The 21,019-nt window shown below is 65.2% G+C and carries 18 protein-coding genes; 6 read left to right on the forward strand and 12 right to left on the reverse strand.

From position 1 onward, the window contains the following. Positions 1 to 171 precede the first annotated feature (171 nt). The gene (locus HDG39_RS13135; RefSeq protein ID WP_184006611.1) at positions 172 to 1,056 is read left to right on the forward strand and encodes a DMT family transporter; all 885 of its coding nucleotides are present in this window, start codon (positions 172 to 174) and stop codon (positions 1,054 to 1,056) included. A gap of 125 nt (positions 1,057 to 1,181) precedes the next feature. On the opposite strand, the gene HDG39_RS13140 is transcribed toward HDG39_RS13135, so the two are convergent. Continuing rightward, complete coding sequence (locus tag HDG39_RS13140; protein WP_184006346.1) at positions 1,182 to 1,865, reverse strand: ureidoglycolate lyase; 684 nt, start codon at positions 1,863 to 1,865, stop codon at positions 1,182 to 1,184. Between the two features lie 166 nt (positions 1,866 to 2,031). Continuing rightward, positions 2,032 to 3,297, reverse strand: a complete 1,266-nt coding sequence (locus HDG39_RS13145) for a glycosyltransferase family 87 protein (protein ID WP_184006347.1) — start codon at positions 3,295 to 3,297, stop codon at positions 2,032 to 2,034. A gap of 685 nt (positions 3,298 to 3,982) precedes the next feature. Here HDG39_RS13145 and HDG39_RS13150 point away from each other — a divergent pair. Continuing rightward, a complete protein-coding gene (locus HDG39_RS13150) occupies positions 3,983 to 4,876 on the forward strand; it encodes an alpha/beta fold hydrolase (protein WP_184006348.1) in 894 nt (297 codons plus the stop codon). Positions 4,877 to 4,900: 24 nt separating this feature from the next. Here HDG39_RS13150 and HDG39_RS13155 read toward each other — a convergent pair whose 3' ends face one another. From HDG39_RS13155 to HDG39_RS13195, 9 genes are all read right to left on the reverse strand, one after another. Beyond that, positions 4,901 to 5,734 (reverse strand): M55 family metallopeptidase, encoded by an 834-nt coding sequence (locus HDG39_RS13155; protein ID WP_184006349.1) that lies wholly within the window; start codon positions 5,732 to 5,734, stop codon positions 4,901 to 4,903. Then, on the reverse strand, positions 5,731 to 6,846 hold the full coding sequence (locus tag HDG39_RS13160; protein WP_184006350.1) for a DmpA family aminopeptidase: 1,116 nt from the start codon (positions 6,844 to 6,846) through the stop codon (positions 5,731 to 5,733). Before HDG39_RS13160 ends, HDG39_RS13155 begins: the two co-directional genes overlap by 4 nt. Next, the gene (gene gsiD / locus HDG39_RS13165) at positions 6,843 to 7,748 is read right to left on the reverse strand and encodes a glutathione ABC transporter permease GsiD (RefSeq protein WP_184006351.1); all 906 of its coding nucleotides are present in this window, start codon (positions 7,746 to 7,748) and stop codon (positions 6,843 to 6,845) included. Before gsiD ends, HDG39_RS13160 begins: the two co-directional genes overlap by 4 nt. Before the next feature lie 7 nt (positions 7,749 to 7,755). Beyond that, complete coding sequence (gene gsiC / locus HDG39_RS13170) at positions 7,756 to 8,676, reverse strand: glutathione ABC transporter permease GsiC (RefSeq protein WP_184006352.1); 921 nt, start codon at positions 8,674 to 8,676, stop codon at positions 7,756 to 7,758. A 116-nt stretch (positions 8,677 to 8,792) separates the two neighbouring features. Continuing rightward, positions 8,793 to 10,355 carry a glutathione ABC transporter substrate-binding protein GsiB gene (gsiB, locus tag HDG39_RS13175; protein WP_184006353.1) on the reverse strand — a complete coding sequence of 521 codons (1,563 nt, stop codon included), beginning with the start codon at positions 10,353 to 10,355 and terminating at the stop codon, positions 8,793 to 8,795. A gap of 168 nt (positions 10,356 to 10,523) precedes the next feature. Next, positions 10,524 to 12,446 (reverse strand): dipeptide ABC transporter ATP-binding protein, encoded by a 1,923-nt coding sequence (locus HDG39_RS13180; protein ID WP_184006354.1) that lies wholly within the window; start codon positions 12,444 to 12,446, stop codon positions 10,524 to 10,526. A gap of 70 nt (positions 12,447 to 12,516) precedes the next feature. Beyond that, positions 12,517 to 13,506 carry an isoaspartyl peptidase/L-asparaginase family protein gene (locus HDG39_RS13185; RefSeq protein WP_184006355.1) on the reverse strand — a complete coding sequence of 330 codons (990 nt, stop codon included), beginning with the start codon at positions 13,504 to 13,506 and terminating at the stop codon, positions 12,517 to 12,519. Then, on the reverse strand, positions 13,503 to 14,594 hold the full coding sequence (locus HDG39_RS13190; protein ID WP_184006356.1) for a MurR/RpiR family transcriptional regulator: 1,092 nt from the start codon (positions 14,592 to 14,594) through the stop codon (positions 13,503 to 13,505). Before HDG39_RS13190 ends, HDG39_RS13185 begins: the two co-directional genes overlap by 4 nt. Positions 14,595 to 14,810: 216 nt before the next feature. Beyond that, entirely contained in the window at positions 14,811 to 16,079 is a 1,269-nt protein-coding gene (locus HDG39_RS13195) for an MFS transporter (RefSeq protein WP_184006357.1), read from the reverse strand. A gap of 93 nt (positions 16,080 to 16,172) precedes the next feature. Between HDG39_RS13195 and HDG39_RS13200 the strand changes: the two genes are divergently transcribed. Both HDG39_RS13200 and HDG39_RS13205 read left to right on the forward strand, forming a co-directional pair. Beyond that, positions 16,173 to 16,883, forward strand: coding sequence for a pseudouridine synthase (locus HDG39_RS13200; protein WP_184006358.1), 711 nt, complete (start codon positions 16,173 to 16,175; stop codon positions 16,881 to 16,883). 167 nt (positions 16,884 to 17,050) lie between these two features. Next, positions 17,051 to 17,239: a hypothetical protein gene (locus HDG39_RS13205; RefSeq protein WP_184006359.1), complete on the forward strand. Its 189-nt coding sequence runs from the start codon at positions 17,051 to 17,053 to the stop codon at positions 17,237 to 17,239. Positions 17,240 to 17,352: 113 nt separating this feature from the next. Here HDG39_RS13205 and HDG39_RS13210 read toward each other — a convergent pair whose 3' ends face one another. Then, a complete protein-coding gene (locus HDG39_RS13210; RefSeq protein ID WP_184006360.1) occupies positions 17,353 to 18,384 on the reverse strand; it encodes an NAD-dependent epimerase/dehydratase family protein in 1,032 nt (343 codons plus the stop codon). A 94-nt stretch (positions 18,385 to 18,478) separates the two neighbouring features. Between HDG39_RS13210 and HDG39_RS13215 the strand changes: the two genes are divergently transcribed. Together HDG39_RS13215 and HDG39_RS13220 are read left to right on the forward strand one after the other, a co-directional pair. After that, a complete protein-coding gene (locus tag HDG39_RS13215; RefSeq protein WP_184006361.1) occupies positions 18,479 to 19,510 on the forward strand; it encodes a CDP-6-deoxy-delta-3,4-glucoseen reductase in 1,032 nt (343 codons plus the stop codon). A gap of 313 nt (positions 19,511 to 19,823) precedes the next feature. Beyond that, positions 19,824 to 21,008: an acetylornithine transaminase gene (locus tag HDG39_RS13220; protein WP_184006362.1), complete on the forward strand. Its 1,185-nt coding sequence runs from the start codon at positions 19,824 to 19,826 to the stop codon at positions 21,006 to 21,008. Positions 21,009 to 21,019 lie beyond the last annotated feature (11 nt).

The following is a 21,019-nucleotide window of genomic DNA, read 5'->3' on the forward strand; positions in this document are numbered from 1 at the left end:
ATGACCCCCTCCGGTTAAAGCAGTTTTGGCAAACTCACTTTAACCCCGTCGCCCGTCAGGGCGGCGGCAGGAGGTCCGCTAGATGATTTTCAATCTAGCCGCCTTCCTTCCTGTTTCGTCGTCCGTCGAACCGCCTAGCCTGTCCAACGAGAATACAAGCGACTTAACGATATCGTTGCCGAGCGCACCGCCCAATATCAAAGCATTGCTTTGATACTCGTATCCATGTTCTGTTTTGCAGTCGTCGATGCACTTGGCAAAGCCGTGGCGCTCAGCTACCCCGCGAACGAAGTCACATTTTTCCGTATGTTATTTGGGATGGTCCCTGCTGTCGCAGTCAGTATGCACGGACCCTCGATAACGGCTCGCATTCGTCATCTTGACATTCGCGGGCAGACTATTCGCGCTCTGACTCTGCTCGGCGCTTCAGCATTGTTTTTCGCGGGACTGCCTTATCTGCCCTTGAGCGAGGCCGTCGCCATTGTTTATTCAGAAGCGATCTTCGTCATTCTTCTCGCGCCATTCCTGCTCGGCGAGCGTTTGCTAGCCCGCAACGCCATTGCTGCTTGCATCGGCTTCGTAGGTGTTCTTTTGGTGGTGCGACCTCAAGGTAGTTTATCGAATCTCATTGGCCCCATCCTTCTGCTATCGAGCGCCCTATGCGGTGCGCTTTCCATGATTCAAATTCGAAAACTCAGAACCAGCGACGACTCCGGCATAACTGTTCTGTACTTCACAGCTTTCGGAACTGTGGTAACCGGCTTGTCTCTTTTTCTCGCTTGGCGCACTCCGACACTCAGAGATCTGGCGATCATGGCATTGCTGGCTGTTTTCGCCACAGTGGGCCAACTCCTTTTCACTGTCGCGGTAAGGCGAGAGAGTGCAGCAGCGTTAGCACCGTATACCTATACCAGTATCATTTGGGCCACGTTATTCGGCTTCATCGTATGGGGCGAGACGCTGAGTTTCTTATCCATCGTTGGAATAGCATCAATTATTGGAAGTTCCATCGCTGTGGCGGTCCGCGAACAACCTCCTGAGGGACCAGCGGTTTAATGCCGGAGCGAGTTCGAGCGTAGAGACTGCTTAGGTGCCAACCAAGTTCTGCCCCGACTGCCGAGCGGCCGTCATCGAGAAAGCTGAAGGTCCCTGAAGGGTCGGTAGCGCGTGTTCCCTTCGCGCTATCGCTGTAGGCCGCCGCCTCGGAGGGGTTGGGCGTCGCGGGCAATCGGTGCCTCGAGGAGACAACCAAACTCGCGGCCAAAGTCGACAGAGACGCGCGCGTGGACGGCGCCCTGCTTGTCAAAGAACCGCTGGGTTCCTTCGAGAGTGAACACACCTTCGTGCCAGATATTTGGATGGATGTAGAGGCCCTGCTGTCCGTCAAAGCGAAAGCACACGAAGTTCTCTGGCGCTATGTCGTCCGCGGGCAACGCCAAGGGAACGTAGAACGGGCGATGGTCGAGAGGAAAGAACAGTTGTCCACCGTCTGGGTGGTAGTTCGCGTGCCAAAGCAACATGCGCTCAGGTACATTGGTGTTGTCGTCACGGGCTGCTTCAGGCTCCACTGCGTACGCAAGGATGTAGTTGCCGCCCACAGCCTCGTTTCGACCGTACAGAATGTCCCCGCGCCATTCGCTCACAAATGTGCCTTCGGTGGTGCCTGCCTCATCACCAGTTCCAGGGTCAACGGGCCTTGCACCCATTGCCGGCCACTGCACAATCTCAATCGAACACTCGCTCGGGTCGGCTACAAGCCTGCCGAATCCATCAAGCGTTGTTGGGGTCGCATCGACCACGGGCATTGACACGCGCCGAAGGCCAGAAGGAAGGCTGGGATTGAGGTAATCGATTTCTTGGGTCATTGCGGCAGTCTACAGGTGTAGAACGTTGGCGGTATCCGCACCGGGCAAATTTCACGAACCCGCCCCAGCAAAGCGTTAGCAGGAATTTTTCCATCCGGCCCTGGCACCATCAAACAATCTTCCCGATTCCCAATCGTCCGGAAGACATCGCCAGTCGCATCATCATTCATCCAGGCTGGTAAGCACGCCCTCGCAGCCTCACTCCCGACGGTGGAAAGTACCTTGCGACACAGAGCCCGTAAATGATCAGCGCCGCGACCGTGTAGGACACGAATCGCGCCGCAAAGAACAGCAAGACCACGACGACCGCGGCCAGCAGCATCTCCAGTCTCGGACCGAGCGCCGACAGCTGCCCGCCGCGCGCTTCGAAAGCGGTGCCCAGCAAAATCAGCAACGGGATCAACGCGAGCACCATGTGGATCGGCTCGAGGATCGGATAAGCCACGAGCATCGTCATCGAAGCGAGCGCGTAGTCGGTGCGGCTGTCCCGATGGCGGCGAAACACCAGATACGCGGACAGCAGGCAAGCAGCCAGCACCAACGCATGCGAAGCAATCGACAGCAACGTACCGGACACCGGCACGCTGACCGTCGCCGATAGCGTCTGCAGCGCGCCCCTCACGGCATTGTTCATCGGCGCGCCGCCACCGCTCATCGCCAGTGCCATGCCGTTCAGGCGCGGCATGTCCGACACGAAGTAGTGCCACAAAACGTCGAAGCCGACGCGCGCTCCGGTGATCAGCGTCAACGCAATCGCAACGACGCTCGCCATCACGAACGTCCGCCATTCGCGACGCAGCAACAGCAGGCCGGCGACGGCCAGGGGCGTGAGCTTGATCGCGATCGCAAAGCCAAGAAGGAGTCCAGCGGCATAACCTTTGCCACGCTCGATCAGCGCGAAAGTCGCAACCAACAGGAAGAACAGCAGTTCGTTCGATTGGCCGTCGTAGGTATCTTCGACGAGCGGAAAGCTCAGCAGCGCGACCGCCACCAGCAGCAAATTCACGCTGCGCTCCGTGCCGCGGTACGCCATCGTGACGACGAGATACAAAGCCACCGAGAACAACACGATCGACGCACTCACCCAGACGATTTTCGCGGCGAGCGGCGTCAGCAGCGCGAGCGGCGCAAACACCAGCGCGAACTGCGGCGGGTAGGCGTAGAAGATGTCGTCGCCCGTCGAGCGCGCGCCGATGCCCTGCAAAAACGCGATGAGCGCGTCGTGATCGTACAGGCGCGCCGGGTCATGCAGCACGACGTTGAAGGCGTACAGGTAGAAATTGAAATCGCCGAAGGCGTCAGGGACGTTGCCACGAAACTTCGCGACGACGTGCAGGATACGCAGCGCGAGGCAGGCTACCGCAATCAGCAAAAGGAGCGCGGCACCCGCGCCGAAGTTCGACCTGGTCCGTACGGCGCCTGCGTTGAACATGGTGTCTCTCCGCGGTACGTCAATCAACGTGGGAGTTGCTGCGCCCTTGAGACCCGCGCTAGCGGGGGCGTACCAGCAGACCATGTCGCCGGTACGGTCCGGGGATGGCCGGCATGGCCGGCCATGCCGGCTTCGCCGGACGACCGGACAGAGATTACCGATTCGCAAAAATCGATCTGTGCGCTTGCCCACACGAGACCGACCTATGTCGGGAACTTCGGCGCGTGAAGATCGTTCGTTGGCGGCGAATCGCGGCGTTAGCGGCGGCGTGCCACGCGCGTCGCGCCGATCGGCGCTTATCGGCTCACGGCTCCCATGCCAGTGCGCGCAACCTCGCGGCGTCGCTTGATCATGTAGCCGCCCCGCATTAGCACGAACCATGTCGGCACCAACCACACCGAGACCGACAAGCCCGGCGTCAGCGCCCCTGTGTTCGCGGCATGTGGTCGCCGCATGTCGCCGCTGGGCGTGGAACGCTGTCGAAGGCAGCGCTGTGGCCGATTGCACGGCTGGACCGTACGGTCCGGCTTGGCAAACCGCTAATTTTATCCGACCGATATTCCTCTGACATTCGGAGCCGTCCGCTTGGTTCTGCGCCGCACTTAAGCGCGCGGATTGTGATTGTCACGGGGATGGCGCCCGGGTATGTTGCCGAAGTCCACTTTTCATGCCGCGGAGCTTCAATATGTTGCCCAAACGTCTGCTTTGCGCCGCCGTGTTGTGCCTCTGTTTCGCGGGCGTCAGTACCTCCGCGCTCGCGCAGACGGTGCCCGCCGCCCAGCAAACGGCCGATGACGCCGCGTCGCAGGCAAGCGGCCAGCCTGCGCCAGCGCCTGCCCCCGCTACTGCCGGCAAGCCGCCTGCCGCCGCGCTCGGCGGCCCGGTGCGCAACATCGTGCTCGTGCATGGCGCGTTCGTCGACGGATCGAGCTGGAACGGCGTGGTCGCGAAGCTGCAGCAAAAGGGTTATCACGTGAGCTCGGTGCAGAACCCGCTGACCTCGCTCGCCGACGACGTCGCCGCGACCCGCCGCGTGCTCGATCGCGAGAACGGTCCGGTGCTGCTGGTCGGTCACTCGTGGGGCGGCGTCGTGATCACCGAGGTCGCCGCGAATGCGCCGAACGTCGCCGGGCTCGTGTATGTCGCCGCGCTTGCGCCGCAACTGCACGAATCGGCGATGGACGTGATGAAGGCCGGCGGCCCGATGCCGGCCGGCCAGAGCATCAGCAAGGACGCGAACGGGTTTTTGTGGATCGATCGCGCGCGCTATCACGCCGATCTCGCCGCCGACGTGCCCGAGACCGTCGCACGCGTGCTCGCCGCCGCGCAGGTGCCGATCGCCGCGAGCGCATTCGACGAACCGGTCGATCAGGTCGGCTGGAAGGACAAACCGTCGTGGTACGTGCTGACGACGAAAGACCACGCGGTGTCGCCCGATCTGCAGAAAATGATCGCCGGACGCATCGGCGCGAAGGTGGTGCCGGTCGCGTCGAGCCATCTCGCGCCGGTATCGCACGCCGGGGCGGTCGCGGAGGCGATCGATCACGCGGCGCGCGAGTTGAGCCGGCAGCAGCAGTAGGCCGGCGGCTCGACGCCGCGCGGCTCAGCGCAGCATGAACGACATCGCCGACAGACAGTTCAGCATCCGCACCGCATGCTCGGCCGACGCCGCACTGAAGCGCAACGTCACGCCATCGACGCGCGTAAGCGTCGGCCATTGGCAGAACAGATCGGCGAGCCCGCTCGTTTGCACGCGCAGTTCGCAGTCGATCGTTCGCGGCTCCGCGCGCGTCGCGGCAGGCGCGCGGCCCGCTTCGACATGCTGACGGACCACGTCGCGCGCGGCGGCCCGCAGTGCCTCGCGCACGCTCGCGGGCGACTGCGTGACGCCGCTTGCTTGCCCGGTCGCGGTCTTCGTGACGACGAAACGCGCGCCGGGAAAACGCGGCGCGGTTTCCTCGGCGAACACGTCGTCACCCGATAAAAGCACCACACGCGCGCCATATTCTTCGGCGAGCGCACCGTACAGCCCCGCTTCGCCCAGCTCCACGCCGTTGAACGCCACGCGCGCGAACGCGAAGCTGTTGATCGTGTGCGCGAGGATGCCGCGCGTTTGCGCCTTCGCGTGATAGCCGATCATGAAAACCAGCGCCGCACCGTATTCGAGCCCGGCCATCATGCCGAGCGTGCGCGGCTTGCCGAGCACGAGCTGGGCGCGCGGATCGAGCAGATCGGGCAACAGGTTGCGAAAGCCGCCGTGCGAATCATTGACCCACACGTCGGTCGCGCCGCCCGCGAACGCGCCTTCGACGGCCGCGTTGGCTTCGAGCGTCATCCAGCGTCGCGCGGCTTCGTATTCGCCGTTGCCCGCGCGCGTCTGCTCGGCATGGAACACGCCGGCGATGCCTTCGATGTCGGTGGAGATCAGGACTTTCATCGCGCGGAATTCCTCAGCAGGTGGGCAAGGTCCGGCACGCTGTCGCGCAGCGACAGCCGCCGATGGCCGTCGCGACCGGTGACGGTCTCGGCGCTCCACAATGCATCGACGATCGCCTGCTCGACGCTGTCGGCGCAGGCGCGAAACAACGGGTCGAGGCCATGATCGGCGACGAGCGGCGGCAGCACGACGAAGTCCGCGCCGTGCGGCACCGTGTACGCGGTCGAAAACGCCAGCGCGATATCGCCGCTGCCGTGGCCGTACACCGAGCCGGTGCGCGCAAGGCCGGCCGCCGCGCGCAACGACAAGCGTTTCAGCTGGCGCGCGTCGAGCGGCGCATCGGTCGCGACGATCATGATGATCGAGCCTTGCTCGGGTTGATCGGGGGGCGCGTTAGCAGCGGCACTGGCAGCATTCGCCGCCTCAGCGACGGCCGCGCGTTCGGCCAGAATGCGGCCGAGCGGCGTGCCGTCGATTGTCAGCATCGGCAGACGGCCGAAGTTGGCAAGCACGAGCGCGCCAACGGCGTAGTCACGGCCCGCCGCACTGAACACGCGCGACGCAGTGCCGATGCCGCCCTTCAGATCGAAACACGACATGCCGCGCCCCGCGCCGAGCGCACCGCTCGCGACATCGGCGCTTGCCGCGTCGAATGCTTCGTTGAAATGCTGTTCGGTCACGACAAACGCCTGAATGTCGTTCAGGTAGCCGTCGTTGCATTCGAACACGAGCGGATTGACCGTCGACCATTCGCGGCCGATGCGCGGATTCGCGCGAATCGCCGCGCGGATCTGCGCCTGCGCGACCGTACCGACGCCGAACGTGTTGGTCAGCGCGATCGGCGTCTCCAGCGTGCCGAGTTCGTCGAGCTGCACGAGCCCGATGCTCTTGCCGAAGCCGTTGATCACCGACGCGGCGGCCGGCACCTTGTCGACGAACGGATCGCCGCGATGCGGCCGGATCACGGTCACGCCGGTTTGCAGCGCGCCTTCGGCAAGCGTGCAATGACCGACGCTGACGCCGTCCACGTCGGCGATCGTGCCGAGCGCTCCGGCCGGCAACGTGCCGATATGCGGCGCGCGCTCAGCCGAATGATGGCTGCTCATGCTCATGGCCGATCCAGCTTCGGATCGAGCGCATCGCGCAGACCGTCGCCGAGCAGATTGAACGCGAGCACGGTCAGGAAGATAGCGAGGCTCGGAAACAGCGCGATATGCGGCGCGGTCACCATGTCGGCGCGAGCTTCGTTGAGCATCGCGCCCCACTCGGGCGTCGGCGGCTGCGCGCCCAAGCCGAGAAACGACAGGCTCGCCGCCGTGATGATCGACGTGCCGATGCGCATCGTCAGGTACACGACGACCGATGAAATCGTGCCAGGCAGAATGTGCCGCACGATGATCGTCCAGTCCGACGCCCCGATGCTGCGCGCCGCTTCGATATAGGTGAGCTGCTTGAGCATCAGCGTATTGCCGCGCACGAGCCGAGCGAACGCCGGAATGCTGAAGATCGCCACGGCGCAGATCACGTTGATCATGCCGTTGCCGAGAATCGCGACCACACCGATCGCGAGCAGAATGCCGGGGAACGCGAACAGCACGTCGGCCACGCGCATTGTGATGCGATCCCACCAGCCCTCGTAGTAACCGGCAAGCAGACCGAAGAACGTGCCGATCACCGCGCCGATCGCCACGGACAGAAAGCCTGCCTCGAGCGAAATGCGCGAGCCGACGAGGATGCGGCTGAAGATATCGCGGCCCAGCGAATCGACACCGAACCAGTGCGCGGCCGACGGCCCCGCGTTCAGCGCGTCGTAGTCGAAGAAGTTCTCGGGGTCGTACCGGACGATATGCGGCGCGATGATCGCGATCACGATCAGGAGCAGAACGAACACGCCGGCGGCCAGCGCGACATGCTGCTTGCGGAACTTGCGCCAGAATTCGCTCCACGGTGTGCGGATCGCGCGTTCGGAGGCAACGGGAGTGGCCGCATTCGGCCCGGTGGCAGTGGTGCTCATGCGGGCCTCACTTGAAACGGATGGTCGGGTTGATCACCGCGTACAGCACGTCGACGATCAGGTTGATGACGATGAATTCGAGCGAGAACAACAGCACCTCGGCCTGAATGATCGGATAGTCGCGCATCGACACCGCATCGACGAGCAAACGGCCGAGACCGGGCCAGTTGAACACCACTTCGACGACGATCGAGCCGCCGAGCAGAAAGCCGAACTGCAGACCCATCATCGTGACGACGGGAATCAGCGCGTTGCGCAGGCAGTGCTTGATGATCACGAGCCGCTCGGGCAGGCCCTTCGCGCGCGCGGTGCGCACGAAGTCCTCGTGCAGCACTTCGACGAACGAGGCCCGCGTGAAGCGCGCCATCACGGCCGCGACCGCCGCGCCGAGCGTCAGCGACGGCAGCACGTAGCTGCGCCACGAACCGTCGCCGACGATCGGCAGCCAGCCGAGCTGCACCGAGAAAATCTGCATCAGCAGCATGCCGAGCGCGAACGCCGGAAACGAAATGCCCGACACCGCGAGCGTCATGCCCAGGCGGTCCGGCCAGCGGTTGCGCCACACCGCCGAGGCGATGCCGATCGCCATGCCGATCACGACCGCCCATACCATGCTCGCGATCGTCAGCCACAACGTCGGGAAGAAGCGTTCCGCAATCTCCTGGCTCACCGGCCGCTTGCTGCGCGTCGAAACGCCGAAGTCGCCATGCGCCATCCGCCAGAAGAAACGGACGAACTGCCGCGGCAGCGGCTTGTCGAGCCCGAGGTCGGAGCGCACGAGCGCCACGGTCGCCTCGTCCGCTTCAGGACCGGCGGCGAGCCGCGCCGGGTCGCCCGGCAGCAGATGCACGAACAGGAACACCAGCACGGCGACGATGCAGAGCGTCGGCAGCAGGCCTAGCAGACGTTTGACGAGGAAGTTCAGCATGAAACCAATCCGGCAAATGAGCGGCAAATGAGCGGCAAATCAGGCGGGCAACGAGGACTCGTGTGCGGCGGCGGGCTGGGTGAACCGCCGTCTGCGCATGCCGCCTCGTCAGCCCATCACTTGATCGCGATCTCGTCGAAGTTGAACGAGCCGTCCGGCGCGACGTAAGCGCCCGACAGACGCTTGCTGCGCGCATATACGACCTTCTCCTTGACGAGGAAGATCCACGGCGCGTCGGCCCAGATGCGCTTCTGCGCGTCGGCGTAGAGCGTGGCCTTCTGCGTGCGGTCGGTGGTTTCGAGCGCCTGCTTCAGATCGTTGTCGACCGCGTCGCTCTTGTAGTACGACGTGTTGACCATCTTCGGCGGAATCGAGTAGCCCGCGAGCAGCGGGCTGATCGCCCAGTCGGCCTCGCCGGTCGACGACGACCAGCCCGCGTAGTACATCCGCACCGGCGCGGTCGCCGGGTCCTGTGCGCTTTCGACCTTGGCGACGCGCTGACCCGCTTCGAGCGCCTCGACGCTGGCCTTGATGCCGACCTGCGCGAGCTGCTGCTGCACGAACTGGATCACCTTCTGCGCGGTCGAGTAGTTATACGCGGACCATAGCGTCGTTTCGAAGCCGTTCGGATAGCCCGCTTCCTTCAGCAGTTCGCGCGCCTTCGCGGGATCGTACGGCCAGGGTCCGAGCTTGACCGCATAGTCGACGCCCTGCGGCACGACGCCGTCGGCCGGCGTCGCGTAACCGGCGAACGCGACCTTCGTCAGCGCTTCCTTGTTGACCGCGTAGTTCAGCGCTTCACGCACCTTCGGGTTGTCGAACGGCTTCTGGTTCATGTTCATGCTGATGTAGCGCTCGATGATCGACGGCGCCGCGATCAGATCGATCTTCGGGCTCGACTGCAGTTGCGCGGCCTGCTCGAACGGCACCTGGAACGCGAAGTCCGCTTCGCCGGTGCGCATCAGCGCGGCGCGCGTGTTGTTGTCGACGACCGGCTTCCAGTCGATCGCGTCGATCTTCGGATAACCCTTCTTCCAGTAGCCGGCGAACTTCTTCACGGTCAGGTCGCCGGCCGGGTCCCACTTCACGAGTTCGAACGGGCCCGTGCCGACCGGATGAAACGCGATGTCCTTGCCGTACTTCTTCAGCGCGTCCGGCGAGATCATCACCGCAGACGGATGCGCGAGCACGTTGATGAACGCCGAGAACGGCGCCTTCAGCGTGACGCGCACCGTGTAAGGATCGACCACTTCCGTTTTCTCGATGCGGCTGAACATGTTGTAGCGCTTCAGCTTGTTGGCCGGATCGGTCACGCGGTCGAAGTTCGCCTTCACGGCGGCGGCATTGAAGTCGGTGCCGTCCTGGAACTTCACGCCATGGCGCAGCTTGATCGTATAGACGCGCGCGTCGGGGCTCGCCTCATAGCTGTCGGCAAGCACATTGACGAGCTTCATGTCCTTGTCGAAGCCGAACAGCCCCTGATAGAACGATTTCGCGACCGCCTGCGACAGCGTGTCGTTCGCGTCGTACGGATCGAGCGACGTGAAGGTCGACGCGACGGCCATCACGACCGTCGTTTCGGCGTGCGCCAGATTGCCCGCGAGCGTCGCGAACACCACCGCGCCGCCGCTGACGAGCGCGCGCAAACGAAACGGAGAGGACGGGAACAGCAGGTTCATGAGATTGCTCCAGGCTGCGAGTTAAGGATGTGACAGGGGCCGTTATGATTGGCGTGGCTTCTATTGCTGATGTTTCTCTTGCTGTTGCTTCGATTGCTGATGCTTCGGGTCTCGCGCTTCGGGTCTCGCGCTTCAGGTCTTCCGCTTCAATGCGATGCGGCGCTTCGCTCAATAAGCGCCGCCGACGCGATGCTGCGCGACGAAATGATCCGGTCCCACCGCGACGAGCGGCGCGACGACCGGCTCGTCGTTGAGCGCGCGAATCGGGCTCGGAATATCGTCGGCGGCGAGCAGGCGTTGCGCGTGACGGCGCGCGGGATCGGCGACCGGCACCGCGCTCATCAGCTTCTTCGTGTACGGATGCTGGGGCGCCTCGAACACCGCGCGACGCGGACCGATCTCGACGATCTGGCCGAAATACATCACCGCGACGCGATGGCTGACCCGCTCGACCACCGCCATGTCGTGCGAAATGAACAGATACGCGACGCCGAGCTCGCGCTGCAGGTCGAGCATCAGATTGACGATCTGCGCCTGCACGGAGACGTCGAGCGCGGACACCGATTCGTCGGCGATCACGACCTTCGGATTCAGCGCGAGCGCGCGAGCAATCGCGATACGCTGACGCTGCCCGCCCGAAAACTCATGCGGATAGCGGCGCGCGGCTTCGGCCGGCAAGCCGACTTTCTCGAGCAGCCACGCGACGCGCGCCTGCGCTTCGGCACCCTGCGCGACACCGTGCACGAGCAGCGGCTCCATGATCGAAAAGCCGACGGTCAAGCGCGGATTCAGCGAGGCGAACGGGTCCTGGAAAATAAACTGGATATCGCGGCGCAACGCCTGCAATGCCGGCCCGCTGAGCGAGCTGATTTCCTTGCCATTGAATTCGATCGAGCCGCTCTGACTTTCGACGAGCCTCAGCAGCGAGCGGCCCGTGGTCGACTTGCCGCAGCCCGACTCGCCGACCAGCGCGAGCGTTTCGCCGGGCCGCAGATCGAAGCTGACTTTTTCGACCGCATGCACGCGGCCTGTCATGCGGCCGAACAGGCCGCTACGGACCGGAAAGCGCGTGACCAGATCGCGCACGCGCAGGATCGGCGGCGTGTCGTCGCGCACCAGCGGCTGCGCTTCTTCGGCGACAGACGCCACCGGCTGCACCGCCGCATCGGCGCCGTTCGCGCCGGCCTGCTCGACGCTCAGGATCGGAAAGCGCGCGGGCTGATCGGTGCCGTGCATCGAGCCGAGCCGAGGCACCGCCGCGAGCAGCGCCTTCGTGTACGGATGCGACGGTGCGGCGAACAGCGTGTCCGACGCGCCCTCCTCGACCTTCTCGCCGCGATACATGACGAGCACGCGGTCGGCCACTTCGGCGACCACGCCCATGTCGTGCGTGATGAAGATCACGCCCATGTTCATCTCGTCCTGCAAGCCGCGAATCAGTTGCAGGATCTGCGCCTGGATCGTGACGTCGAGCGCGGTGGTCGGCTCATCGGCGATCAGCAGCGCGGGCTTGCACGACAGCGCCATCGCGATCATCACGCGCTGGCGCATGCCGCCCGACAGCTGATGCGGGAAACGCGCGGCAACGCGCTTTGCTTCTGGAATCCGAACGAGTTCGAGCAGACGCAAGGTTTCGGCGCGCGCCGCCTCGCGGGTCTTGCCCTGGTGCAGCGCGATCGCCTCGCTGATCTGATCGCCGACCGTGAAGACCGGGTTGAGCGAGGTCATCGGCTCCTGGAAGATCATCGCGATGTCGGCGCCGCGGACCGTGCGCATCGTGCCGGACGACGTCTTCGCGAGATCGAGCACGCTGCCGTCGCGCCGCCGGAATGCGATGCTGCCGCCGGCAAGACGGCCGCCGCCATGCTCGACCAGCCGCATCAGCGCCAGCGACGTGACCGACTTGCCAGAGCCCGATTCACCGACGATCGCGAGCGTCTCGCCGCGCTCGACCGTGAACGACAGATTGCGCACCGCGTTGAAGGTCGAGTCGCCGCGGCGGAACGCGACCGTCAGATCGTCGACCGCGAGCACGCGCCGCGGCGGCAGGGTTTCGATAAGCGGGCTGGCGGTGTGCGAGGAAGTCGGCACGGTGGTTCCTTTGCTTTGAATTCGAACGCGGCTAACGGGGCCTCAGGCATGTGGCGACACGCGCCAGCGGCTAGCGATAGATCGCCGTCACCGGCGCTTCGCCGAGCCGCGCGAAACCGCGGTACATGCCCTCGGTATTGAACGGCAGCGTGACGTTGCCCCGCGCGTCGACGGCGACGAGGCCGCCGCGTCCGTCGATCTTCGGCAAGCGGTTCATCACGACGTCGTGCGCGGCTTCTTCGAGCGAGACCTGGCGATAGGCCATCTGCGCGGCGACGTCGTAAGCGGCGACCATGCGCATGAACATTTCGCCGGAGCCGGTGGTCGATACCGCGCAGGTCGCGTCGTCCGCGTAGCAGCCCGCGCCGATCAGCGGCGTATCGCCGACGCGGCCCGCCTGCTTGTTGGTCACGCCGCCCGTCGAGGTCGCCGCGGCGAGATGCCCGTGGCGGTCGAGCGCGACTGCGCCGACCGTGCCGAACTTGCGATTCGGATCGATCGGCTCGTGCGGCGTCGGGTCGTCGTTGCTCGAAGCCGTGGACGCGAGCGTCGCGGCGTCGTGATCGAGCATCGGACGCTGCTGCTCACGGGCCAGTTGCCATTGGCGATAGCGCGCGTCGGTATCGAAGTAGCTGTTGTCGACGAACTCGAGCCCCTGCGCAGCCGCGAACGCTTCCGCGCCTTCACCGGTGAACAGCACGTGGTCGCTGCGCTCGAGCACGCGGCGCGCGGCGAGAATCGGATTGCGCACGCGCGTCACGCAACAGATCGCGCCCGCGTCGAGCGTGCGGCCGTCCATGATCGCGGCGTCGAGCTCGTGCGTGCCGGCCGCCGTGTAGACCGCGCCGTGGCCCGCGTTGAAGAGCGCGCAGTCTTCGAGCAGCCGCACCGCTTCGCTGACCGCGTCGAGCGCGCTGCCGCCGTCGGCGAGCACGCGCTGGCCAGCGCTCAGCACCGCGTTGAGCGCCGCGTGATATCCGCTTTCGGCGCTGGCCGACATCGACGTGCGCAGGATCGTGCCTGCCCCGCCGTGAATGGCAATGACTGCGTTGGAGTTCATCGTTTGGATCGGGGAGTGCGGGTGGTTCGGGGAGTGCGGGGTGCCGTGGTGGCTTTTGCTTCGGCATCCCTGGCTTTCGCGCTTCTGGCTTCGGTGCTGTCGGCCTTTGCGCCGTCGCTGCGTTTTAGCCTTGCAGCCTTCGCGCGCGCGGCTTTGCTCGGGGCGCGCGCCGGCTCCTGCGCGGCGCCGGCCGCGCCCGACTGCGGATCGAACAGCCACGGCAGCACGAACTCGCTGACCTCGGCGGCCGCCTTGACCGAGCGTTGCGCGCGATACGCGACCGCGTCGCACAACGCCTCGATGACCGCGAGCACGGCCGAATCGGCATTCGACGCGAGACGCCGGTCGGTGCGGACATACAGCGCCAGGTCCGCGAACCGCACGAGCGGCGAGCGCGGACCGTCGGTGAGCGCGAGCACGCGTGCGCCGCGTTCGGAGGCGCGCCGCGCGAGCTCGATCGTGTCCTCGACATAGCGCGGAAACGCGATGCCGATCACGAGATCGCCCGGGCCTGAACCCACGAGGTGCCGCGCCGCATGCGACGGCCCGCCGCTCAGCGCGAGCGAATGCACGTTGTCGTGATACGGCAGCAGTCCGTGCTCCATCAGGCTCGCGAGAAACGCGCTGGCGCCGAAGCCGATCACGAATACGCGACGCGCGGCGATGATCGCGTCGACGGCGGCGTCGGCGGTCGCGCGATCGATCGACGTACGCGTTGCGTGCAGATTGTTGGCGGCCTGCTCGAGCGACGCGTCGATCAGATCGTCACCGGCCGCGAGCGTTTCCTGCGCGCTGCGCAGCCGCTCGACCGGCGCGAGCGTCGCCTCGAAGCCACGCACGAGCGCCTCGCGAAACTGCGGATAACCGTCGAAGCCGAGCGCGCGCGCAAAGCGATTCGCGCTCGCGACCGACGCGCCGACCACACTCGCGAGCTCGTCGATACGCATCGTCGCCGCGCGGAACAGATGGGCCAGCACGTACTCGCCCATGCGCTGGTGGATCGGCGTGAGCGTCGGCATCGCGGCGGTAATGCGCGTGGCAATGGCCTGCTCGGCGGGGTTCGGCACAGCGGACGGGTGATGGATCATGCGGGCGGAAAGGCGCGGTTGTTCGATGCGAACTGGATGAAATTATATTTACATGAAAAATGCGCCAGAAAAAATTCATTTCCACATTCCGAGGGTTTTCACCGACCAATGCCCTTCAGACCAGGGCGTTTCGGCGGCCGAGTCCTGTTGCGCCCCGGTGAAAATCCATTTTCATCGGGGCGATGGGTGGGTTCACCGCGTGCCGCGCTCCGCCGCTCAGCACGCCGCCGCGCTCTGTTCGGGAATGCCCAGGAGCCGCGCCGCCGGCGACATCACGATGATCAGCGCCTGCACGACGAACGCGAGCGACGCGGCGACCAGACACACGTCGATGCTCCAGCGCGAGCTGAGCGCGGCGCCGAGCAGCGCGCCCACCGGCCGCGCGCCGTAGGTGGCGGTGCTGATCAGCGCGGACACGCGGCCGATCATCCGTTCGGGCGTGATCGCCTGACGCAGCGTGGTCGAGCCGACGACCCACAGGATCGGTCCCGCGCCGAGCAGGAAGAAGCTCGCGAGCGCGAGCCAGAACGATGGGACGATCAGCGTCGCCACCATCACGAGCGACGCGAGCAGGCCGCACGACGGTCCGACGATCAGCAGACGGCCGAATGCGAGACGTCGCGCGACCGCGGGCGCGGCGAGCGCGCCGCAGACCATGCCGACCCCGTACGCGCCGAGCGTCACGCCGACCGCCGAGGCATTGAGCCCCAGCCGATGCACCGCGTAAGGTACATAGACCGCCTGCAGGATGAAGAAGCCGAGATTGAAGAACACGGCGGTCAGCAGCATCGGCAGCAGCAACGGATCGCGCAGCACGAAGCGCGTGCCGTCGCGCAGCTCCAGCATGAAGTGCCGTCGCGGCGCGGCCGCGCGCGGCGGCTCGCGCAATCCCGCCAGCAACGCGACCGCGAACGCCGACAACAGCGCCGCGCCGCCATACGCCCAGCCCGCGCCGATCCAGCCGACCAGCACGCCGCCCAGCGCCGGCCCCGCCGAATACGCGACACTGCGCGCGAGTTCGAGCCGGCCGTTCGCGCTCGCATAGGCGTCGCGCGGCACGATCGACGGCACCAGCGACGGCGCCGCAACGTTGTAGGCGACCGTACCCGTCGCGGCGACGAAGCCGAGCGCGGCGAGCAGCGGCAGGTTCAGCGCATGCGTGAGCACCAGCAGCAGCACGCCCAGCATCGCGCAGACCCGTACGCTCTCGGCGAGCGTCATCAGCACGCGGCGCGAGCGGCGGTCGGCCCAGACGCCGAGCGGCATCGACAGCAACAGGAACGGCAGCGTCTGCGCGGTTTGCAGCAGACCGGTATCGCGCGCGTTGGCGCCGAGCGCGAACACCGCGACGAGCGGCGCGGCGGCGAGGCTGATCTGCTCCGCCGATTGCGCGCACAGGTTCGACCAGGCGAGGCGCTGGAATGCGCGGGGCAGACGTTGCGCATTGGACGGCGAAGACGACGAAGGGGAAGACGTGGCGGACATCGATGCACTCCCGAGTTTGACGTGAGGCATTCATCGTCGGCGCTTGGGACTTGCGGGGCGCTCCGCTTCTTGCGGTGTTATTCTTCGCTCGCCATGAATCTCGAAAGCATCCTCTTCACTCAAGGTTTCGGTTCGCGCCGCCAATGCCGCGCGCTGATCGGCGACGGCCGCGTCAGCGTCGACGGTGCGATTTGCACCGATGCCGACGCCGATTTCGCTGTTGATGGCGGCGCGTTGCGCTTTAGCGTCGACGGCGTCGAATGGCCGTATCGCGAGCACGCGTATCTGCTGCTGAACAAGCCCATCGGCTACGAATGCTCGCGCGATCCGCAGCATCATCTGAGCGTGTTCAGCCTGCTGCCGCCGCAGTTCGCCGAGCGCGGCGTGCAGTGCGTCGGCCGTCTCGATCAGGACACCACGGGCCTCCTGCTGCTCTCCGACGACGGCAAGTTCGTGCATCAGTTCACGTCGCCGAAACGCAAGGTGCCGAAGCTCTACGTCGCGACCACGCGCCATCCGCTCGACGACGCGCAGCTCGCCGCGCTGCGCGACGGCGTGCTGCTGCACGGCGAAACGAAACCGAGCGCCGCGCTCGACGCCCAGGCGCGCGCCACTCATACGCTCGCGCTCACCGTGCTCGAAGGCAAATACCACCAGGTCAAGCGCATGATCGCGGCCTCGGGCAACCGCTGCGAGGCGCTGCATCGCGAACGGATCGGTGGGCTCGCGCTTCCCGCGGCGCTCGCGCCCGGCGCATGGCAATGGCTCGACGCAGCGGGCCTTGCCGCGCTGCGGGCCGGGTAAACGACTAGCCGCAACGAGGGCCCGCCTAAGCCCTTGATGCGCCGGACAAACCCCGCGCGCATTGCGGTGCACCGAACATAGGCCGTTGCATTGCAGCATGCCGTTGCTTACATGTCGCCCTATACTCGACTAAACAAACGAATACAAAGGTTTCAAGGAGGGGCGCCATGCATATCGACGGCACGATGGCGTTTTCGCACGCAATGATCGTGTTCATCTGCTTTGCGCTGCTGCTGGTCGGCGGATTGCTGGTCATCATGCGGCTGCGGCACAAGTACCATCCGAATCTGATCGGCGCATTGATCGGCGGCATGCTGTGCTTCCTGTTGCTGGAAGTGTTGCCTACGCTGACCTGATACTGGTTGGACCGCGCAGCTCGTTTTGTGCGGGGCATTGATGCGGTGCGGCGGATACGCTTTGCGGGGGCAACCCGGCCCTCGCGAGGCGGTATTTTGTTTCTGCTGCCAGCCTAGCCGCGTTTCCCGTTCGCCTCGCGCAAAAAATCCTCGACGCTCGGATAGCGCAGACGTACCCGCAATTCCTCCTTCAGACGCCGGTTCACGAGCCGGCGCGACTCGCGCATGAACGACAGCAGCATCGGATCGATCTGCTGCTCCGCCTGCTCTCTCGTGATGCGCGGCGGGCGGGCGAGCCCGAACGCATCGGCGACCGCGTCGAAATACTCCCCCATTTTCAGCGACGAATCGTCGGACGCGTGCAGTGCGCGCGCGGGTCGGCCATGCGTGGCGAGACGCACGAGGATCGCGGCGACGTCGTCGGCGTGGATGTGATTCGTGTAGACGTCGTCGGCATCGACGAGCGCCGGCGTGCCTCTTTCGAGCCGCGCGAGCGGCAGACGGTTGCGCGCATAGATGCCCGGAATCCGCGCGATGCTCGTGGCGACGCTGCCGCGCGCCGTCGCGTGCCGCAACTGCCGCTCGGCCGACACGCGACGTTTGGCGCGCGCATTCGCGGGCCGCAGCGCGCGCGTTTCGTCGATCCACGCACCGCCGCAATCGCCGTAGACGCCCGTCGTGCTCGCGTAAACGATGCGCACCGGTGCCCGCGAAGCGCCGGTCCGGCGCACCCCGTCGGGTACAATATCGGGTGTTTCAGCGTCCAGACCTGAAGCGCGCGCACGGCGCAAGCGCGCGATCGGCACGACGGACAACCTCGCCGCGCAAGCGTTCATGCGGCCCCCGGCACCTAACGTCGCAAGCAGCGCGCGAGTGCGTCGATCGTCGTCGCCGGACTTCTGCGGCGGCGCGAGATGCAGCACCGTCGGCGCGAGGCGCGCGAGCCGTTTGAGGCTGCCGCGCGCGTCGAGATCGCCGACGAGCGGCGTCACGCCCGCGGCGCGCAACTCATCGCAGCGCGCGGCATGGCTCGTCAACGCGAAGATGCGCGCGCGCGGCCGCAAGAGGGGCACGCAGCGCATGCCGACGTCGCCGCATCCTACGATCAGCACGCGCGGCCGGCGGAAGTTTCGTGTCGCTTTCATGGTGGGCGCATTGTAGCGGTCACACGCAACAGGTACCGCGCGGTTGATCCGGCGGGTCCGATTACGATTCCGACTTTTCGATTCCGAACACTTTATGGCATTTAACGTCACGCTCCGGCAAACCGGCCGGCAGTTTCAGGTAGAACAGGATGAAACGGTGCTCTCCGCAGCGCTGCGTCAAGGCATCGGCCTGCCGTACGGCTGCAAGAACGGCGCGTGCGGTTCGTGCAAAGGCACGGTCGTGAGCGGCGAGGTCGAACAGCGCGCGCACTCGTCGTCGGCGCTGTCGAACGACGAAAAGACGCGCAAACTGGCGCTCCTGTGCTGCGCGACGGCGTGTTCCGATCTCGAAGTCGACATCCGCGAAGTGGCCGGCGTCGGCGACGTTCAGGTCAAGAAGCTGCCGTGCCGCGTGAACGCGATCGAGCGCAAGGCCGACGACGTGATCGTCGTGAAGCTGCAACTGCCCGCCAACGAACGTCTGCAATATCTGGCCGGCCAGTACCTCGAATTCATCCTGAAGGACGGCAAGCGCCGCAGCTATTCGATGGCGAGCGCGCCGCACGTCGAAGGCCCGGTCGAGCTGCACATCCGCCACATGCCCGGCGGTGCGTTCACCGACCATGTGTTCAACACGATGAAGGAGCGCGACATCCTGCGCTTCGAAGCGCCGCTCGGCACGTTCTTCCTGCGCGAAGACTCGGACAAGCCGATCGTGCTGCTCGCGTCGGGCACCGGTTTCGCACCGCTGAAGGCGATCGTCGAGCATGCGGTGTTCAAGAACATGACGCGCCCGATGACGCTCTACTGGGGCGCGCGCCGCAAGAAAGACCTGTATCTGCTCGAACTCGCCGAGCAATGGGCGCGCGAGATTCCGAACTTCAAGTTCGTGCCGGTGCTCTCCGAGCCCGATGCGGGCGACGCATGGACGGGCCGCACGGGCTTCGTGCATCGGGCGGTGATCGAGGATCTGCCCGATCTGTCGGCCTACCAGGTGTATGCATGCGGCGCGCCGGTGATGGTCGAATCGGCGCTGCGCGACTTCACGCAGCATCACCAGTTGCCGGAAGACGAGTTCTACGCGGACTCGTTCACCAGCGCGGCCGATCTCGCGAACGCGGTCTGATTGCACGGCGGCAAATTCCCCCCGATGCAGCGCAAGTGCAAATTCATCGTTTACACCAGCGCTTTTCTTATCGTATTCTTTCGCGCATGAACCGCATCCAGTCCGAATTCCGACGTCGCCGCTCGCCGCTCCCATAGGGACGCCGCTGGCTTCGTCACGGACTCGCGCCACACAAAACCTGGGCGCAAGCTGTTCGAATCATGAAAGCCACGGCATGCCGTGGCTTTTCTGTTTTTCCGGCCGCCGTTCTTATTGGCCAAATCGTCACCGTTTCTTCACCCTGCTCTTACCCTTTTGCCTGGAGCCTGCCGTCATGAATTTCAATGAGTATCCAATCGATTCGCTGATGTACATAACGAACCGGCCTGAAATCGTTTTCACGCACGGCAAAGGCTCGTGGATTTACGACAACAACGGCAAGCGCTACCTGGATTTCATCCAGGGCTGGGCGGTCAATAGCCTCGGCCACTGCAACGACGGCATGATCGAAGCGCTGAACCAGCAGGCCAAGCTGCTGATCAACCCGTCGCCGGCGTTCTACAACGAGCCGATGGCGAAGCTCGCGGGCCTGCTCACGCAGCACAGCTGCTTCGACAAGGTGTTCTTCGCGAACAGCGGCGCCGAGGCGAACGAAGGCGCGATCAAGCTCGCGCGCAAGTGGGGCAGGAAGTTCAAGGACGGCGCGTTCGAGATCATCACGTTCGACCACAGCTTCCACGGCCGCACGCTCGCGACGATGTCGGCCAGCGGCAAGCTGGGCTGGGACACGATCTACGCGCCGCAGGTGCCGGGCTTCCCGAAGGCGGACCTGAACGACATCGCGTCGGTGGAAAAGCTGATCAACGAGAAGACCGTCGCGGTGATGCTCGAGCCGATCCAGGGCGAAGGCGGCGTGATCCCCGCAACCCGGGAATTCATGCAGCAACTGCGCGAGCTGACGAAAAAGCACAACATTCTGCTGATCGTCGATGAAGTGCAAAGCGGCTGTGGTCGCGCCGGCACGCTGTTCGCGTATCAGTTGTCGGGCATCGAGCCGGACATCATGACGCTCGGCAAGGGCATCGGCGGCGGCGTGCCGCTCGCGGCGCTGCTGTCGAAGGCGGAAATCGCCGTGTTCGAAGCGGGCGACCAGGGCGGCACCTACAACGGCAATCCGCTGATGACCGCGGTCGGCTACTCGGTAATCTCGCAGCTGACGGCACCGGGCTTCCTCGAAGGCGTGCGCTCGCGCGGCGAATATCTGCGCACGAAGCTGCTCGAGCTGTCCGAGGAGCGCGGCTTCAAGGGCGAGCGCGGCGAGGGTCTGCTGCGCGCGCTGCTGCTCGGCAAGGACATCGGCAACCAGATTGTCGAGAAGGCGCGCGACATGCAACCCGACGGCGTGCTGCTGAACGCCGCGCGTCCGAACCTGCTGCGCTTCATGCCGGCGCTTAACGTGACGACCGAAGAAATCGACCAGATGCTGGCGATGCTGCGCTCGGTTCTCGACTCGCTGTAATCAACCACGGA

It is taken from the genome of Paraburkholderia lebeckiae (assembly GCF_014201005.1).
Lineage (GTDB): Bacteria > Pseudomonadota > Gammaproteobacteria > Burkholderiales > Burkholderiaceae > Paraburkholderia > Paraburkholderia tuberum.

What these genes read in the sequence shown, in the direction of transcription:
- HDG39_RS13205 (WP_184006359.1), top strand. Translation starts at nt 17,051, where the DNA reads ATGCATATCGACGGCACGATGGCGTTTTCGCACGCAATGATCGTGTTC.
- HDG39_RS13155 (WP_184006349.1), bottom strand. Translation starts at nt 5,734, where the DNA reads ATGAAAGTCCTGATCTCCACCGACATCGAAGGCATCGCCGGCGTGTTC.
- HDG39_RS13200 (WP_184006358.1), top strand. Translation starts at nt 16,173, where the DNA reads ATGAATCTCGAAAGCATCCTCTTCACTCAAGGTTTCGGTTCGCGCCGC.
- HDG39_RS13210 (WP_184006360.1), bottom strand. Translation starts at nt 18,384, where the DNA reads ATGAAAGCGACACGAAACTTCCGCCGGCCGCGCGTGCTGATCGTAGGA.
- HDG39_RS13220 (WP_184006362.1), top strand. Translation starts at nt 19,824, where the DNA reads ATGAATTTCAATGAGTATCCAATCGATTCGCTGATGTACATAACGAAC.
- HDG39_RS13185 (WP_184006355.1), bottom strand. Translation starts at nt 13,506, where the DNA reads ATGAACTCCAACGCAGTCATTGCCATTCACGGCGGGGCAGGCACGATC.
- HDG39_RS13150 (WP_184006348.1), top strand. Translation starts at nt 3,983, where the DNA reads ATGTTGCCCAAACGTCTGCTTTGCGCCGCCGTGTTGTGCCTCTGTTTC.
- HDG39_RS13195 (WP_184006357.1), bottom strand. Translation starts at nt 16,079, where the DNA reads ATGTCCGCCACGTCTTCCCCTTCGTCGTCTTCGCCGTCCAATGCGCAA.
- HDG39_RS13145 (WP_184006347.1), bottom strand. Translation starts at nt 3,297, where the DNA reads ATGTTCAACGCAGGCGCCGTACGGACCAGGTCGAACTTCGGCGCGGGT.
- gsiD (WP_184006351.1), bottom strand. Translation starts at nt 7,748, where the DNA reads ATGAGCACCACTGCCACCGGGCCGAATGCGGCCACTCCCGTTGCCTCC.
- HDG39_RS13190 (WP_184006356.1), bottom strand. Translation starts at nt 14,594, where the DNA reads ATGATCCATCACCCGTCCGCTGTGCCGAACCCCGCCGAGCAGGCCATT.
- HDG39_RS13215 (WP_184006361.1), top strand. Translation starts at nt 18,479, where the DNA reads ATGGCATTTAACGTCACGCTCCGGCAAACCGGCCGGCAGTTTCAGGTA.
- HDG39_RS13140 (WP_184006346.1), bottom strand. Translation starts at nt 1,865, where the DNA reads ATGACCCAAGAAATCGATTACCTCAATCCCAGCCTTCCTTCTGGCCTT.
- gsiC (WP_184006352.1), bottom strand. Translation starts at nt 8,676, where the DNA reads ATGCTGAACTTCCTCGTCAAACGTCTGCTAGGCCTGCTGCCGACGCTC.
- HDG39_RS13160 (WP_184006350.1), bottom strand. Translation starts at nt 6,846, where the DNA reads ATGAGCATGAGCAGCCATCATTCGGCTGAGCGCGCGCCGCATATCGGC.
- gsiB (WP_184006353.1), bottom strand. Translation starts at nt 10,355, where the DNA reads ATGAACCTGCTGTTCCCGTCCTCTCCGTTTCGTTTGCGCGCGCTCGTC.